Consider the following 15,109-nt stretch of genomic DNA (forward strand, 5'->3'; position numbering starts at 1 on the left):
ATGAATCTATGTCAGTGGCTGGTTTTTGGTTAATCGGGCTGTATATACAGCCGTTTCTAAGGTGTGATTAGATGGAAAAGCAGGGGCTCACAGTTTCATGTGTTCTTATTTGCTACAACCAACAGCAATATATTGAAGCTGCTGTGAAAGGGATTCTTTCGCAAAGCTATGATGTTGATGAGTTTATTTTTTCAGATGACTGCTCGACTGACGAGACTTTCGCAAAACTGCAAATAGCGGTTGATAAATATGGGATTGGGAAAAATGTTACCGTTCGGAAAAATTCAAGTAACAAGGGGCTGATTGCTCATGTAAACACGGTGATGGCGCTGTCGACGGGTGAGCTTGTTGTTATTGCGGCAGGAGATGACGTTTCGTTTCCGAATAGAGTGGAAAAAATCGTGGAAACTTATTTGGCTGCAGGGCGGCCAATGTTGCTGCACTCTAAGGCGGTTGCAATCGATAGTTTTGGAGAAGAAACTGGCGAGGAATATCCCGATGTTTCTTTGAGGAAAAAGCTTACGATCCAAGAATCCTTGCTATCGCAGAGAATATATTTGGGTGCCAGCGGCGCTTGGTCTCGAGATTTAATTGATAAATATGGGCCGATTTCCTATCGCCATGCCTATGAGGATTTGATCATGGGGTTTAGGGCTGTGATCGAAGGCAGAATTGAATACATAGATGAGTGTCTATTAGCTTATCGAACTGATGTGGGGATTAGCGGCGGTAAAGTGCCGCTGACGGGGGCTGAGTGCTTGGCAAATCGAGTTGCAAAGATTCGTAGAGAAAAAGATATCTTTCTGCAGCGCAAGGATGATGTGAATAAATTTGGTGGTGTCCGAGTGGATCTGATGGAAAAGTTAGGTCGGAGAATCCAGCTTGTTCAAGTCAGAAGTAATTTTTATGAAAATAGAGTGGCCTTGATTAGGAATCTATTGATGACGCCGATTAGCTTTTTTGATGGGGTTGGCGGTGAGGTGAAATTTTTAATTAAATATGTCTTCCTGAGATGATGTGTTGTTTTAGCTTAAATCGATTGTTTGGCGTTTTGAAATAACTATATAGAGAGGGCAGCGGATGCCAAAAGTCTCGGTGATTATGGCGGTTTATAATGCGGAGTCTTTTTTGCCGCATTCTATTCAGTCTATTTTGTCGCAAAGTATTGAAGGTTGGGAGTTGATTTGTGTTGATGACGGATCGGTAGATGGTTCTCTTGACTACTTAAATAGTATTTCGAAAGTCGACTCAAGAGTGAAAGTTATTACGCAGAAAAACTCCGGGCCTGCGCAAGCGAGATCTAGAGGTATTGAGGTGGCTGTCGGTGAGTACGGTGTCACGCTTGATGCGGACGATTTTGTGGCAGAAGATTTTCTTGAGGTTTTATATAGTACAGCTGTGCAAGGGAATGAAAGCGCGGTGTTATGTGATTTAATGACTGGCGTTGGTGATGACCAAGGTAGTTATGTGTCTTTTAATCAGCTGAATGGTTTGTATGTTGGTAATAGGATGTCTGGAGCTGATGCGTTTGAGCGGACTCTGCCATGGGCAGTGCACGGGTGGTGTCTGTGGCGAATGGAGCTCTTAAAAGTACATGCGGTTGGAGAGAATCCTGCAATCAATAATTACAATTCAGATGAGTATATCAGTAGGGTATTGTTCTTGCATGCAGGCAGTATTGTTATAAGCAGTGCAAAATATTTTTATCGAAATAATCCTGGGTCAATAACGTCGAAGGTTAGCCTTAGAATGTTCGGCGCCTTGGAGACGAATAGCAAGTTAATTGAGCTGGTGGACACTCACAATTTGGGCTCCGCTGTTCGTGATAAAGCTAGAAGGTTTCAGTTTTTGACTATTTTCAGTTTGCAGCGAACTTTGTATAAGGATAAGCGTGTTTTTTCGGTGAGTGAGAAAGCTGATGCGCAAGTGCAAATCGATAACTATTTAAATGCATTAGGTGATTTAGCTAGTGTTCATATAAAGAGAAAGTGGCAACGTTTAATTCGTATTAAGCTTATGCGTGTAGTGATAAAGTTAGAGCTTGTTGTAAAGCGATTTTTGCATGGGTTATAGGCCACAAAATTTTTTATAGATAATTAGGATGCAAGCGCTTTGATTAAAATAATTAATTTCAATAGTTTTGGCGATGATCGCGGATCTTTAGTGGCATTGGAGGCGGGCCGGAACATTCCCTTTGAGATCAAACGAATGTACTACATTTTTGATACCAAAGTAGATGTTTCTCGTGGATTTCACGCTCATCGAGAATTGAAGCAAGTTGCGGTGGCTGTTAAAGGGCGTTGCCGTTTTGTTTTAGATGATGGCGTTAAGCGGGAATCTGTTGTTTTAGACAGTCCTTTGACCGGGCTGCTGATAGATTCCTTTGTCTGGCGTGAAATGCATGATTTTAGCGAAGACTGCGTTTTATTAGTGTTCGCCAGCGCCTATTATGATGAAGCGGATTATATACGCAATTACGACGACTTTTTGCTAGAGGTCAGATAGCAATGTTTGTTCACCCTCTTAGTGATGTACATGCCACCGATATTGGTGAAGGTAGCAAAATTTGGCAATATTCTGTCGTGCTTGCGGGTGCGAAAATAGGTAAGAATTGTAATATTTGTGCGCATACCCTGATTGAAGGCGATGTCATTATCGCGAACAACGTTACAGTAAAGTCAGGTGTTTTCTTGTGGGACGGCATCACCTTAGAGGACGATGTTTTTATTGGCCCGAATGCGACTTTCACTAACGATAAAATGCCGAGATCAAAATGTTACCCTGAAGCATTTTTGCGTACGCTTGTTAAGCGCTGCGCATCTGTTGGCGCAAATGCCACTATCCTTCCGGGAATAACTATTGGGGAGTATTCAATGGTTGGCGCTGGAGCTGTCGTGACAAAGGATGTGCCAGCTTATGCCGTTGTTGCTGGAAACCCCGCCAAAGTCGTTAAATGGATATCTAAAAGTGATTGATTTTCTAAATTTAAAGGCCATCAACGCGCAGTACAAGGATGAGCTGAAAGAAGCTTGTGCGCGTGTGATTGATTCGGGTCGCTATTTGTTGGGTGACGAGCTTGACGCTTTCGAAAGTGAGTTTGCGGCATTTTGTGGGGCTAAGCACGCTGTTGGGGTTGCTAACGGATTAGAGGCTCTTGTGCTTGTTTTGCGCGCTTGGAAGGAGCTTGGTAGGTTGTGTGATGGTGATGAAGTCATTGTGCCTGCCAATACGTATATTGCGTCGATCCTTGCAATTACAGCGAACGGTTTGAAACCTGTTTTGGTCGAGCCTGATCCGAAGACGTATAATCTAAGCGTCACCGGTGTCAAAAGTGTGCTTACCAGTCGGACGAAGGCCATTTTGCCGGTGCATTTATACGGTTTGATTGCGCCAATGCCAGAAATTATGGCGCTTGCCAAGGAATCCAATATCTTGGTGCTGGAAGATGCCGCTCAGGCTCACGGTGCGAGTATTAGCGGGCGGCGATCTGGAAGTTGGGGTGACGCGGCTGGATTTAGTTTTTATCCGGGCAAGAATCTTGGTGCTTTAGGCGACGCAGGTGCGGTTGTTAGCAATAACGATGAGCTTGTTGATACCGTGCGGGCGCTGCGAAATTACGGTTCTGTAGTTAAATACGAAAATCGCTATCAAGGTGTAAATAGTCGCTTAGATGAAATTCAGGCGGCCATGCTCAGAATTAAATTACGGTATCTGGATAATGAAACCCAGCGGCGGCGGTCGGTGGCATCGAGATATCTTCAAGAAATAAAAAATCCATATATCCAGCTGCCCGTAGAAGCAAACTTTGAAGAGCATGTGTTCCATTTGTTTGTTGTGAGGTCAGCTAATCGGTCGGCGCTGCAAGAACATCTTCAATCTCATGGCGTGCAAAGCTTGATTCATTATCCTGTGCCGCCGCATAAACAAATGGCGTATAGCTCTTGGAATCATTTGTCGTTACCTATTACCGAGAAAATTCATCAAGAAGTACTCAGTTTACCCTTGAGCTCCGTCATGGATACTGAAGAAATTAGTCAAGTAATTTCGGTTGTGAATGGTTATGCCGAGCCGATAGCATAAATGGGAGTTACAAAGCTTTTGAATGCCAAAGTTTCGAAGTTTATACCGTTGATTCGGTTCGAGATTGGTTCGTTCTGGTGTGGTGGTAGTTTATGACGGCTAGGGAGCCGCTTCCAAAAATATCAGTTGCTATGTGTACGTATAATGGCGAACGATTTTTGGCGGAGCAGCTGGATTCCATTTTAAACCAGACATATAAGAATATTGAGCTGGTGATTGTTGATGATTTATCAACGGACGGCACGTTATTGTTGCTTGAAGAATATGCAAGGCGTGATGGGCGGATTCGTGTTATTCGCAATGGCCAGAATATCGGCTTTGTGCGGAACTTTGAGAAGGCGATGGGGGAGTGTAGCGGGCGATTCATCGCACTAGCTGACCAAGACGATATCTGGTTCCCTGAAAAAATTGAAGTCTTACACAATGAGATCGGCGAGAACTGGCTGATTTATTCAGAGATAAGTCCAGTAGATTTTGAGGGAAATCTTATTGGTGAAAGCTTTCCTAATGTCAACCGTCTTGAGGGTCGCTGCCCGCTTGCTTTAATGCTTAATAATTGCGTTACCGGGCATGCAAGTTTGATAAAACAAGAGTTACTGCTGGTTGCTATGCCGGCAATGAGTAACATGCCTTTTCATGATCAGTGGTTGGCGATAGTTGCTGCGTCGAGAGGAAAGCTTAAAGCAAGCGACAAGGTTTTGTCATATTATCGGCAGCATGAAAATAATACGGTCTGGAAAACGAAGTCTAAACGAATTGAAGCTAAGTATCTTAAGACGTTGCGAGATGTTGAGCGAGTATGTCATTTTATTCGCGCCGTATTGGAAGCTGATATTCTCGTCGGCGATGACAAAGAGTTGCTCGAAGAGTTTTACGCTTACTACTCAAGGTATAATAAAGTTTTTTATAACTTTAAACTTCGTAGTTTTCTAAAAAAACATGGTGACACTTTTCTTGCCTTATTTCGACAGCAAGAAAAGTATCGTCGTAGAATCTGTCGAGGTAAGTGGTACTTTATATTCTTGGCATTCTGGTAAAACTAATTTTAGAGTATCGAAAGAGGAGCACTTTTCGCGGTTTCGGTTTAGGTCTTAGATGAGATTTGTGCGCTTATTCCTTTCTCGCGTCTATATCTAGCTGTAAAATGGCCCGCTGTATAAATTTCGCTCTAGATAAGGACAGCGGATGAAATTTCGCCCAGAAATCGATGGTTTGCGAGCGTTTGCCGTCATATCCGCCGTTATCTTTCATGCCTTTCCGGGTGCCTTGTCTGGTGGATATATTGGTGTTGACGTGTTCTTCGTCATATCTGGCTACCTCATTACGAGTATTCTGATCTCTGAACTGCAGACGGGAAGGTTTAGCTTTGCTGAGTTTTTTGGCCGCCGAGTAAGGCGCATTTTTCCGTCGCTGGTTATCGTTTTAGCGGTAACTAATATTGCGGGCTGGTTTTTGATGTTACCAGTGGAGTACCAACAGCTCGGTAAACATACGGCGGCCAGCGCGGTGTTTGTTCAGAACTTCGTGTTTTGGAGTGAGTCCGGCTATTTCGATCCATCTGGCGAAGGAAAGTTACTACTGCATCTTTGGAGCCTAGCAGTTGAAGAGCAATATTATCTTTTATGGCCCCTTGCCCTTTGGTTTGTTTGGCAAAAGAACGCTAGCATTCTGAAGTTAATGATCGGTGTGGCGGTATTCTCTTTTATATTAAATATTGCCTTTGTGGGCGGGGAAACCGAGGCAGTCTTTTTTTGGCCAATAGCTCGTTTTTGGGAGTTACTAATCGGCGCAATTATGGCGTGGATGAGTATCTTCCGCAAAGAATTTTTAGAGTTTAGTAGGCAAAAAATTGACCGCTTTTTGGCGGCTACCCTGTTTCGCTATTCCCCATCTCTTGCCGACACCGGCACCTATAATGTACTTAGTTTTGCTGGAATAGCTTTGCTTTTCGGGGGCGTATTATTTCTTCCGGAAGGTATCGTTTACCCCGGTGCGTGGGCATTGATACCCGTCATAGGGTCTGCATTTGTCATTGCTGGCGGAGCAGAGCCCTTGCTTAGCCGAGTCGTACTTTCTAATAAGGTCGCGCTGTGGTTTGGGGCAGTAAGTTATCCTTTGTATTTGTGGCACTGGCCTTTGCTGTCATATGGCAATCTCGCGAACGCAGAGAGAGCCTCCGTCGCCTTTCGGGTGAGTGCTGTTCTTCTGTCAATATTTCTTGCGTGGTTTACCTATCGTTTTGTTGAAAACCCCTTTCGGTTTGGCGCGTATAAAAAGCAAAAGATACAAGCGCTCTGTCTTGGGTTGGTGCTTTTAGGCGGTTTCGGTTGGGTGAACTATAAGTTTGACGGTTTGGAGTTCCGCTTTCCTGCCAACGTTCGACAGTTCACGGACAATGTAGATTTTAAGTGGTCATCCTATGTGCAGGGAAATACTTGCTACTTAGAAGAACCTGAATTGCTGCTTCATGATCCCTCTTGTTATCAAGAGCGAGGTGAGGGCGTCAAAGTTGCTGTTTGGGGGGATTCCCATGGGGCAGCCTTATATCCGGGCCTTAAGGCATTATCGGACAAAGGTGATTTTGAATTGATTCAACTCACTCATGCGGCATGCCCTTCTTTGTTCGGCGTGACATCGGGTTATAGAAAGGATTGTCCGGAAAATGCTGAGCAAGTATTGCGCGAGTTATCGCAGGCGAAGCCAGATCTGATCATTTTGCATTCTTCTTGGAAACATGATGACTACCCTTTGACTCCTGAGGAGCTCAGAGAGTCGCTGGAGAATACGGTAAACCGCTTGAAAGACACTCTTCCCGAAAGCAAGCTTGTACTTGTCGGGCCGGTGCCGCGCTGGCAGGGAAGTCCGCAGCGAGAGTCATTTATCAATTTTGATCGGCTGAGCGGTACGGTGTCTGACATGCAGCCGGCAACCATACTCCGTGAATACGAGGCAACGATTAAGAGCGTGGCTCTAGAGCAATCGGTCAGTTTTATTTCAGCAATAGACATATTCTGCGATGATCAAGGCGAGTGCTTGGCGAGGGTGGGGAATAAGCCAACGGACTTTACTGCAATCGATTACGGGCATATTTCTAAGGCGGGGTCTGAATATCTCGTAGAGCATATCGCCTCAAGGTTGCTTGCCTATTTAGGTGTGCAACCTACGGTAACCCCTTAATTACAGTATGCGTTTAATCAATAATTCGGCGGCATGCCTAGAAAATGGAGTTTAGAAATGACAGGCATGTTGATCCACGGCAGCACTGAGATGAAAGTATTTGTTGCTGCACCTGCTGGGCAGGCTTCCGGTGGGCCAGAGCTTTTGCAGCAGTTGGTCTCTGCGCTTCGTAAGCGCGGCATAAGCGCGTATATGTATTATTATCGCCGAGTCGAGGGAGTTGATCCGAGACATATTGAGTTCGCTCAGTATGAAAACCCTTATGTCGATGTGGTCGATGATCAAGGTAATAATGTACTCATTGTCCCTGAGACTAAAACAGATATATTGCACGACTATTCTAATATTAAGAAAGTAGTTTGGTGGTTAAGCATCGATTTTTATTACGATGCTATGGGGTTTTCAGTTTCGATACATGGCCCTCTGTCCATTCCATTGTTAAGAAAAATGATTTTGTTTGGTAAGTCGAGTAGGAAGAAGAAAAATTTTTTCTTTCGCGATAAAAGATATAAAGATTATTACCACTTTGTTCAAAGCGAGTATGCTGCAGAGCATCTGAGAACTAAGGATGTAGATAAAGATCGCGTGTTTTATCTTAGCGATTATTTAAATGCTGATTTTATTTCTTCTGGATCGGCTGCGACCTCCGCCGAGAAAAAAGATATCGTTATATATAATCCCAAGAAAGGCTTTGAATTTACTTCGCAGCTCATTGCCCATTGTCCAGATATCGAATTTGTTCCCTTAGAGAATATGACGCGCGCACAGGTTGTGGAATTGCTGCAGATGGCTAAGGTCTATATCGATTTTGGTGAGCACCCTGGCAAAGATCGAATTCCTAGAGAGGCGTGTATTTCTGGTGCCTGTATTATTACCGGCTTAAGCGGTTCGGCGGGGAACTCGGTGGATCTTCCCATACCGACAGGCTTTAAATTTTCTCGCCACTTCTCTAATTTAGCTGCGATCAGCGAAGAAATTCGTCTTTGTTTCACTATGTATGAAGAGAAATCGGCACTGTTTGCTGAGTATCGTGAAAAAATCAGGGCTGAAGAGGCTCGTTTTTATCGGGATGTTGAGGAGGTATTTTCTTAACCACCGTATTCTCTGTGTTGTTCTTTAGGGCATTTCTTTCAGGTCTTTTAGTGCAGATCCTAGTATTTGATGCATATCATAATATCGATATTCGGCGAGTCTTCCTCCGAAGAACACGTTCGCATCGTTTTTTGTTAGGGCTTTGTATTGTCGATATAAGCTATCGTTTTTCTCGTCATTGATCGGGTAATAGGGTTCCATGCCCTCCGTCCACTCCGCCGGATATTCCTTTGTAATAATGGAAACTGCTGTGTCGACGGGATCAAAATGTTTGTGCTCAATAATTCTCGTATAAGGAACCTCATTGCCTGTGTAGTTAATAACGGCATTGCCTTGGAAATTAGCTGTTTCGACGAGTTTGGATTCGAAACGGAGGCTACGATATTCTAATTTTCCAAATTGGTAGTCGTAGTATTGATCAATTGCTCCGGTGTAAATCCGATATTTAGCCAGTTTATTCAAATCTAATTTGTGTTCGAAGTAATCTGTATTTAGGCGTACTTCTATGCCGTCCAACATTCTATTGATAATTTGTGTGTAGCCGCCGATGGGGATGCCCTGATAGCGATCATTGAAGTAGTTGTTGTCGTAGGTGAAGCGGACGGGTAATCGCTTAATGATAAATGCGGGAAGTTCCTTAGCTGAGCGGCCCCACTGTTTTTCTGTATATCCCTTGATGAGGATGTTGTAAATATCCTCACCGACTAGGCTGATGGCTTGCTCTTCTAAGTTACTAGGGGTTCTTCCTTCTAATATTGCCTGCTGTTCAGCTATTTTTCGCTCAGCCTCTGCGGGGGTAGTTGTGCCCCACAGTTGATAGAAGGTGTTCATATTAAAAGGAAGATTGAAAAGTTTCCCCTGATAATTTGCGACGGGGCTATTGGTATAGCGATTAAACTCGGCAAATTGATTTATATAGTCCCAAATAGGCTTGTTGTTGGTGTGAAAAATGTGGGCGCCATATTTGTGAACATGAATCTTGTGCTGACACTCCGTGAAGATATTTCCGCCAATATGCGCTCTTTTTTCGACGACGAGTACTTTTTTGCCGCGTTTCGTAAGCTCGTGAGCGCAGGTTGAGCCATAAAGGCCGCTACCTACAATAAGGTAATCGTACATTGCTGGGTCTCGTATTATCGCCATTGCTTTGTGTGGCGGCGCAAATTTTATAAGGCGTAATATAGCATTTTGCCAGCCGAGCCTGCAGTGCGGTGACTTATATTAAACCCCATTTGTGGGGTTGGCGTGTTTATAAAAGCCCTATGCAGCCATTTTTTTAAAGATCTGGCATGAAATGGAAACGCATATTGTTATCGGTCAAGCGGGGTCGATTCGTTGCTAATATCTCATATTGAGGGTGTTCAATACTGTAAATAGGGCAGAGTTTGGCGGGTTTGGCTATAGATGGAGGGGGTGGAGTTCTAGGGTGTATAATGCCGCTTTTTACACAAAGCCGTTTGTGTTTACTTATATATTTCAGGTTATCTATGCTTTTGCTTTCAAAGAAAGAAGATTGGTTGGGAAATGTCCGCGGGGATATTCTTGCGGGTTTAGTGGTTGCCCTTGCGCTAATACCAGAGGCGATTGCCTTTTCGATTATTGCAGGTGTTGATCCAAAAGTTGGTTTGTACGCGTCATTTTGTATCGCGGTAGTGACGGCGATTGTTGGTGGCCGTCCGGGTATGATCTCTGCGGCAACAGGTGCTATGGCGCTGTTGATGGTGACTTTGGTAAAAGATCACGGCCTGCAGTATCTTTTGGCGGCGACCTTGCTAACCGGTGCCTTACAGATTGTGGCGGGCTATTTAAAGCTTGGGCAGTTGATGAGCTTTGTGTCGCGCTCGGTTGTTACCGGCTTCGTCAACGCATTAGCTATTTTGATCTTTATGGCGCAGCTGCCGGAGCTAACGAATGTGACGTGGCATGTGTACGCCATGACCGCGGCTGGCTTGGGTGTTATTTATTTGTTTCCGCTGCTGCCGGTTGTCGGCAAGGTCATCCCTTCGCCTTTGGTGTGTATTCTCACCATGACGGCGGTGAGCTTGTTGGTGGGGCTTGATATTCGCACTGTTGGGGATATGGGCGAGTTACCCGATACCCTGCCGATTTTCCTGTGGCCAGATGTGCCGCTTAATTTTGAAACCCTGGGTATTATCTTCCCCTACGCTGCGGCGATGGCGGTTGTAGGTTTGCTGGAATCGTTGATGACAGCGACGATCGTTGACGATCTAACGGACACCGGTAGCGATAAAAACAGAGAGTGTAAGGGGCAGGGTATCGCCAATATTTTTTCTGGACTGCTGGGCGGTATGGCTGGTTGCGCGATGATTGGTCAGTCGGTGATTAATGTGAAGTCTGGCGGACGCGGACGCTTGTCGACCCTTTTTGCTGGCGCAATGTTATTAACAATGGTCGTATTCTTAAGTGATTGGGTGTCGCTGATCCCGATGGCCGCCTTGGTGGCGGTAATGATCATGGTATCTATTGGTACCTTCAATTGGTCTTCGGTAACGGGTTTAAAGTCCAACCCGCTATCGGCAAACATTATTATGCTGGCCACCGTGGCAGTAGTGGTGTGGACACATAACTTGGCCTACGGTGTGTTTGTGGGTGTGCTGTTGGGCGCGCTGTTCTTCGCCAATAAAGTCAGTCACTTTATGTACATCAGCAAAGCGCTGAGTGAGGACGGGGCCACGCGAACTTATCATGTAGTAGGTCAGGTGTTCTTTAATTCAGCGGAGCGTTTTAACGCGGGCTTCGACTTTAAAGAGGTGGTTGATAAGGTGGTGATCGATTTGAATCGCGCCCACTTCTGGGATATTTCTGCGGTTGGCGCTTTAGATAAGGTCGTCATTAAGTTCAGGCGAGAAGGTGCTGACGTAGAGCTGATTGGTTTGAATGAGGCTAGCGAAACGATTGTTGATCGCTTTGGTGTTCACGACAAACCCGAGGAAATTGAAAAAGTACTGGGAGGCCACTAATGAATAATAATTATGTGTTGGCATGTATAGATGGCGCGAGTTTGACAACGGCGGTGTGTGATTATGCGGCGTGGATGTCGCAAAGAGCGGGCGCGCCGTTAAAGTTATTGCATAATATTGAGCATCGTCCGCAGGCGGCGGTGGCAGATCTGAGCGGCAGTATTGGCTTGGGAAGCCAAGAGGAGTTACTTGAAGAGCTAACGCGGGTTGAGCAGCAGCGCAACCGTCTGTTAATGCAGAAGGGTAAGTTGATGCTTGAGGCAGCTACACAGCGAGTTGAGCAAGCTGGTGTCACTAACGTAGAAGCTTGGCAGCAGCACGGCAGTTTGCAAGAGTCCCTGGTTGAGTTAGAGACTGATATTCGTGTGTTAGTGATGGGGGTGCGTGGCGAAGAGCATCGCGAAGGCCAGCTGGGCGCGCATTTGGAAACCGTTATTCGCGCTTTACATAAACCTGTTTTGGTTGTGAATGCGGCGTTTGCTGTACCGAAGAAAATAATGCTGGCTTACGATGGCCAGGATGCGTCTCGAAAAGCCTTGGATATGGTTGCTTCTAGCCCAGTGTTTAAAGATATCCCCTGTCATTTGGTCTATGTCGGTGACGAGTCTACGGCTAGCAGTGTGTTGAATGAAGCGGCAGCTGTATTGCAGACCGCCGGGGTTAGTCACGAGCTTGTAAATTTGCCTAAGGGTAAAAGTGATGAGCAGTTGTGCCACTATCAGGCTGAGAATGATATCGACTTAACGGTAATGGGTGCATACAGTCATCATCCTTTGCGCGATATGCTCTTGGGTAGTTTAACGGCTAAAATGCTGCATAAAACGAAGCGGCCTTTACTGCTATTACGTTGATCTAAATGTGTAGGCATTAGCTGCTTCTGAGTTGTTTTATCGCTGAATAAAAAATGGCGCGCTGAGTTCAGTGCGCCACTTTTTTTAAGCCTTGTTTGTTGTGCCTTGTTTTACCTACTCCGCTAGCACCGCTGCAATTACCGCGACATCGACGATGTCTTCGGCAGTGCATCCCCGTGACAAGTCCATCCAAGGTTTGGCCGGCCCCTGCAAAATGGGGCCGATGGCCTTGGCGCCACCGATGCGTTCGGTGATTTTATAAGCGATGTTACCTGCTTCTAGGCTAGGAAACACAAACACATTTGCCTGGCCGGCGACGGTCGATTCCGGCGCCTTGCGTTGGCCGATAGCGGGCACAAAGGCGGCGTCGAATTGCAGCTCGCCATCTATATCAAGCTCCGGCGCACGCGCTTTGGCTAGGGCTAGGGCGTCAATGACCTTGTCGACGCGGGGGTGGCTGGCTGAGCCTTTGCTTGAAAAAGTCAGCATGGCGACCTTGGGCTGTTCTTTGGTCAAGCGCAGATAGCTCGCGGCGCTGCTGATGGCAATGTCCGCTAGCTCGTCGCTATTGGGGTCAGGTATGACGGCGCAGTCGGCATAACTCAGCACTCTGCCATCGCGTAATTCCATCAGGAAAAAGCTTGAAACCAGTTTGGCGTTGGCGTCTAAACCTAAGCCTTGTATCCCTGCGCGCAAGACGTCGGCCGTGGTGGCGGTAGAGCCGGCAACGCCGGCATCGGCGTAGCCGATTTTAATCAGTACGGCGGCAAGTAGTACCGGGTTTTGCAGTGCGTCGCGGGCTTTGTCTTCGGTCATACCTTTGGCTGCGCGCGCTTCGGTAAAGGCTGCGATGGCTTTGTTGCGCCAAGATTCTGCGTCCGGACGTTGGTCAAATATTTCTATATCAGCGGGCAATGGTGTGTTGTCTGGAGCGCTTATTAAGATGGGCGTCGCCAGCTTTTTCTGGGCTAGAGTTGATGCCGCGCTTATTACTCTAGGGTCGTAGTACTCTGGCAGAATAACGCGCTTAGGTGATTGTTTAGCCTGCTGATGTAAGGCGCTTAGTATTCCGCTCATGGCTTTTACTTTCTTTGGCTTCAGGTGAGTGTGTATTGTGTTTTGCTTTGTCTAATTTGAAAAGCACATTTGAAAAGCAAAAAAGCATTCAGGCCGGATAACCGGCCTGAATCGTCTTACGCATTTAATACTCGCTGACTAGGCAAGCAGTGCGTCAGGTATATCCATTTCCATGTGCAGCAGCGCCAGGCTGTGCACCTTGCCCTGGGCATCCATGATCAGCGTTTCGGTGCCGCCACCACCAAGTGAATCTTCAAGAATGAAGTTCAATACTTGCAGGTTGGGCAATTCGTAACGCTTTACGTCGCCAAAGCAGATTTCTTTAAAGTGCTCTTTAACCACCGCGGTTGTTAAATTCTCACGCAGAAACTCATACAGTTCCGGTGTGCGGGCTTTAATACCCACATTAGAACCGTCACCTTTGTCGCCAGAGCGGGCAATTGCTACATCAAATAATTGTACACGGGCCATCTTATACTTCCTCCACAATGACGCTGGTGGTGACTTTAGTTTTGTCGATCAAGGCAGGCCAGTAACCTACAATCTCAGTCGGGCGTGGACGACCAGCCGCAAAGCCGGTAACACCAACGGGGCCGCTAGTAATCAGCGGTGCTAGCTCGCGAGCTAAGGTGTTGAGCAGGTTTTTGTCGTGGCTTTTGGCGCCAACACGCAGCAGTACTTCACTGGGCTCTTGCTCCTGCTTCACAATGCCTTTGTAGCAAACATTGGTGCCGAACAATTCAACAAAGCGATCCGCTTCGGGGATGGGCTTGCCGTACATGCCGACGCGTTCAAACAAAATAGCCGCGCCAAGGTTGGCTTTTTCTATGGCGTCTGGACCGGTATAAGTTAATTGGCCAACAATCTTGTAACCGTCTTCATACGACATAGAGACTTTATAGGTTGGGGTGGGGGCAGAACCCTTCACGCCGCTGACACGCACGCGGTTCTCGCCGTCTTGCTCTAGCTTGATGGTGGTAAAGTCAGAGGTGCAGTCAGGCCCTAAATAGTTGACCGGGTCGCCCAGCTCGTACATCAGCTGTGAGGTTATGGTGTCGATGTTAACTAAGCCGCCGGTGCCTGCGTGTTTAGTGACCACAAAGGTGCCGTCGGCTTTAGCTTCAACCACCGGGTAGCCGATGCGAGCGAAGTCGGGCACATTGCGCCAGTCGTTATAGTTACCACCAGTACACTGCGCGCCACACTCTAAGATATGACCCATGACGGTGCCTGCAGCCAGCTTGTCAAAATCGTCCATTGACCAGCCAAATTCGTAAATCAGTGGCGCCACAACCAGTGATGGATCGGTCGAACGGCCCGTCACCACAATGTCAGCACCCTGTGCCAGCGCATCCACAATGGGCTTGGCGCCGATGTAAACGTTGGCGCTAGACATTCTGTCTAGGATGGAGTCCACGGCCTCGCCGTTGTCGAGGTTTTTGAACTTCTCGCCAGAGGCTATCAGTTCCGGCAATTGGTCGAGAATATCGTCGCCTTCAACGATGCCGATTTTAATGCCGGTCATGCCCAGTTCTTTAACCACACTTTGTATCGCTTCCAGGCAACCTCTAGGGTTTACACCGCCGGCATTGGCGATCACTTTAATGCCCTTCTTTTGGCAAGTCGGCAAAATTTGGCGCAGCATTTCCACGAAGTCAGTCGCATAGCCCGCGTTGGGATTACGCAGCTTTTGCTTTTGCATGATGCTCATGGTGACTTCGGCTAAATAATCCAGCGTTAGGTAATCCAGTGGGCCTTCTTCAACCAGGCGCAGCGGACCCAGGAGGCTGTCACCCCAAAAGCCTTGGCCGTTGGCGATAAGCACGGTTTTATCTTGGCTCATAATACGTT

General features: G+C 46.6%; 14 protein-coding genes. 10 read left to right on the forward strand and 4 right to left on the reverse strand.

Going from position 1 to position 15,109, the window contains the following annotated elements; genetic code table 11:
- The first annotated feature begins 71 nt into the window (after positions 1-71).
- From AAC007_RS13110 to AAC007_RS13145, 8 genes are all read left to right on the forward strand, one after another.
- Entirely contained in the window at positions 72-1,016 is a 945-nt protein-coding gene (locus AAC007_RS13110; RefSeq protein ID WP_295877932.1) for a glycosyltransferase, read from the forward strand.
- Between the two features lie 64 nt (positions 1,017-1,080).
- The gene (locus AAC007_RS13115; RefSeq protein WP_295877933.1) at positions 1,081-2,073 is read left to right on the forward strand and encodes a glycosyltransferase family 2 protein; all 993 of its coding nucleotides are present in this window, start codon (positions 1,081-1,083) and stop codon (positions 2,071-2,073) included.
- A 39-nt stretch (positions 2,074-2,112) separates the two neighbouring features.
- Positions 2,113-2,505: an FdtA/QdtA family cupin domain-containing protein gene (locus tag AAC007_RS13120; RefSeq protein WP_295877934.1), complete on the forward strand. Its 393-nt coding sequence runs from the start codon at positions 2,113-2,115 to the stop codon at positions 2,503-2,505.
- 2 nt (positions 2,506-2,507) lie between these two features.
- Positions 2,508-2,975 (forward strand): acyltransferase, encoded by a 468-nt coding sequence (locus AAC007_RS13125; RefSeq protein WP_295877935.1) that lies wholly within the window; start codon positions 2,508-2,510, stop codon positions 2,973-2,975.
- Positions 2,968-4,080 (forward strand): DegT/DnrJ/EryC1/StrS family aminotransferase, encoded by a 1,113-nt coding sequence (locus tag AAC007_RS13130; protein ID WP_295877936.1) that lies wholly within the window; start codon positions 2,968-2,970, stop codon positions 4,078-4,080. Before AAC007_RS13125 ends, AAC007_RS13130 begins: the two co-directional genes overlap by 8 nt.
- Positions 4,081-4,172: 92 nt before the next feature.
- The gene (locus AAC007_RS13135; RefSeq protein WP_295877937.1) at positions 4,173-5,117 is read left to right on the forward strand and encodes a glycosyltransferase family 2 protein; all 945 of its coding nucleotides are present in this window, start codon (positions 4,173-4,175) and stop codon (positions 5,115-5,117) included.
- 148 nt (positions 5,118-5,265) lie between these two features.
- Positions 5,266-7,257 (forward strand): acyltransferase family protein, encoded by a 1,992-nt coding sequence (locus tag AAC007_RS13140; RefSeq protein WP_339677384.1) that lies wholly within the window; start codon positions 5,266-5,268, stop codon positions 7,255-7,257.
- A 90-nt stretch (positions 7,258-7,347) separates the two neighbouring features.
- Positions 7,348-8,349 (forward strand): hypothetical protein, encoded by a 1,002-nt coding sequence (locus AAC007_RS13145; protein WP_295877940.1) that lies wholly within the window; start codon positions 7,348-7,350, stop codon positions 8,347-8,349.
- Between the two features lie 24 nt (positions 8,350-8,373).
- Here the strand turns inward: AAC007_RS13145 and glf are convergent, their stop codons facing one another.
- Positions 8,374-9,468: a UDP-galactopyranose mutase gene (gene glf / locus AAC007_RS13150; protein ID WP_295877941.1), complete on the reverse strand. Its 1,095-nt coding sequence runs from the start codon at positions 9,466-9,468 to the stop codon at positions 8,374-8,376.
- Positions 9,469-9,836: 368 nt separating this feature from the next.
- Between glf and AAC007_RS13155 the strand changes: the two genes are divergently transcribed.
- A complete protein-coding gene (locus AAC007_RS13155) occupies positions 9,837-11,330 on the forward strand; it encodes a SulP family inorganic anion transporter (RefSeq protein WP_295877942.1) in 1,494 nt (497 codons plus the stop codon).
- On the forward strand, positions 11,330-12,181 hold the full coding sequence (locus AAC007_RS13160; RefSeq protein ID WP_339677387.1) for a universal stress protein: 852 nt from the start codon (positions 11,330-11,332) through the stop codon (positions 12,179-12,181). Before AAC007_RS13155 ends, AAC007_RS13160 begins: the two co-directional genes overlap by 1 nt.
- A 114-nt stretch (positions 12,182-12,295) precedes the next feature.
- On the opposite strand, the gene pta is transcribed toward AAC007_RS13160, so the two are convergent.
- The 3 genes from pta to AAC007_RS13175 all read right to left on the reverse strand — a co-directional run bounded on the left by pta (position 12,296) and on the right by AAC007_RS13175 (position 15,101).
- On the reverse strand, positions 12,296-13,258 hold the full coding sequence (gene pta, locus AAC007_RS13165; RefSeq protein ID WP_339677389.1) for a phosphate acetyltransferase: 963 nt from the start codon (positions 13,256-13,258) through the stop codon (positions 12,296-12,298).
- A 138-nt stretch (positions 13,259-13,396) separates the two neighbouring features.
- Complete coding sequence (locus AAC007_RS13170; RefSeq protein ID WP_295877946.1) at positions 13,397-13,729, reverse strand: hypothetical protein; 333 nt, start codon at positions 13,727-13,729, stop codon at positions 13,397-13,399.
- Position 13,730: 1 nt separating this feature from the next.
- Positions 13,731-15,101 carry an acyclic terpene utilization AtuA family protein gene (locus AAC007_RS13175; protein ID WP_295877947.1) on the reverse strand — a complete coding sequence of 457 codons (1,371 nt, stop codon included), beginning with the start codon at positions 15,099-15,101 and terminating at the stop codon, positions 13,731-13,733.
- Positions 15,102-15,109 lie beyond the last annotated feature (8 nt).

It is taken from the genome of uncultured Zhongshania sp. (assembly GCF_963975605.1).
In the GTDB taxonomy this organism is placed as follows: domain Bacteria; phylum Pseudomonadota; class Gammaproteobacteria; order Pseudomonadales; family Spongiibacteraceae; genus Spongiibacter; species Spongiibacter aquimaris.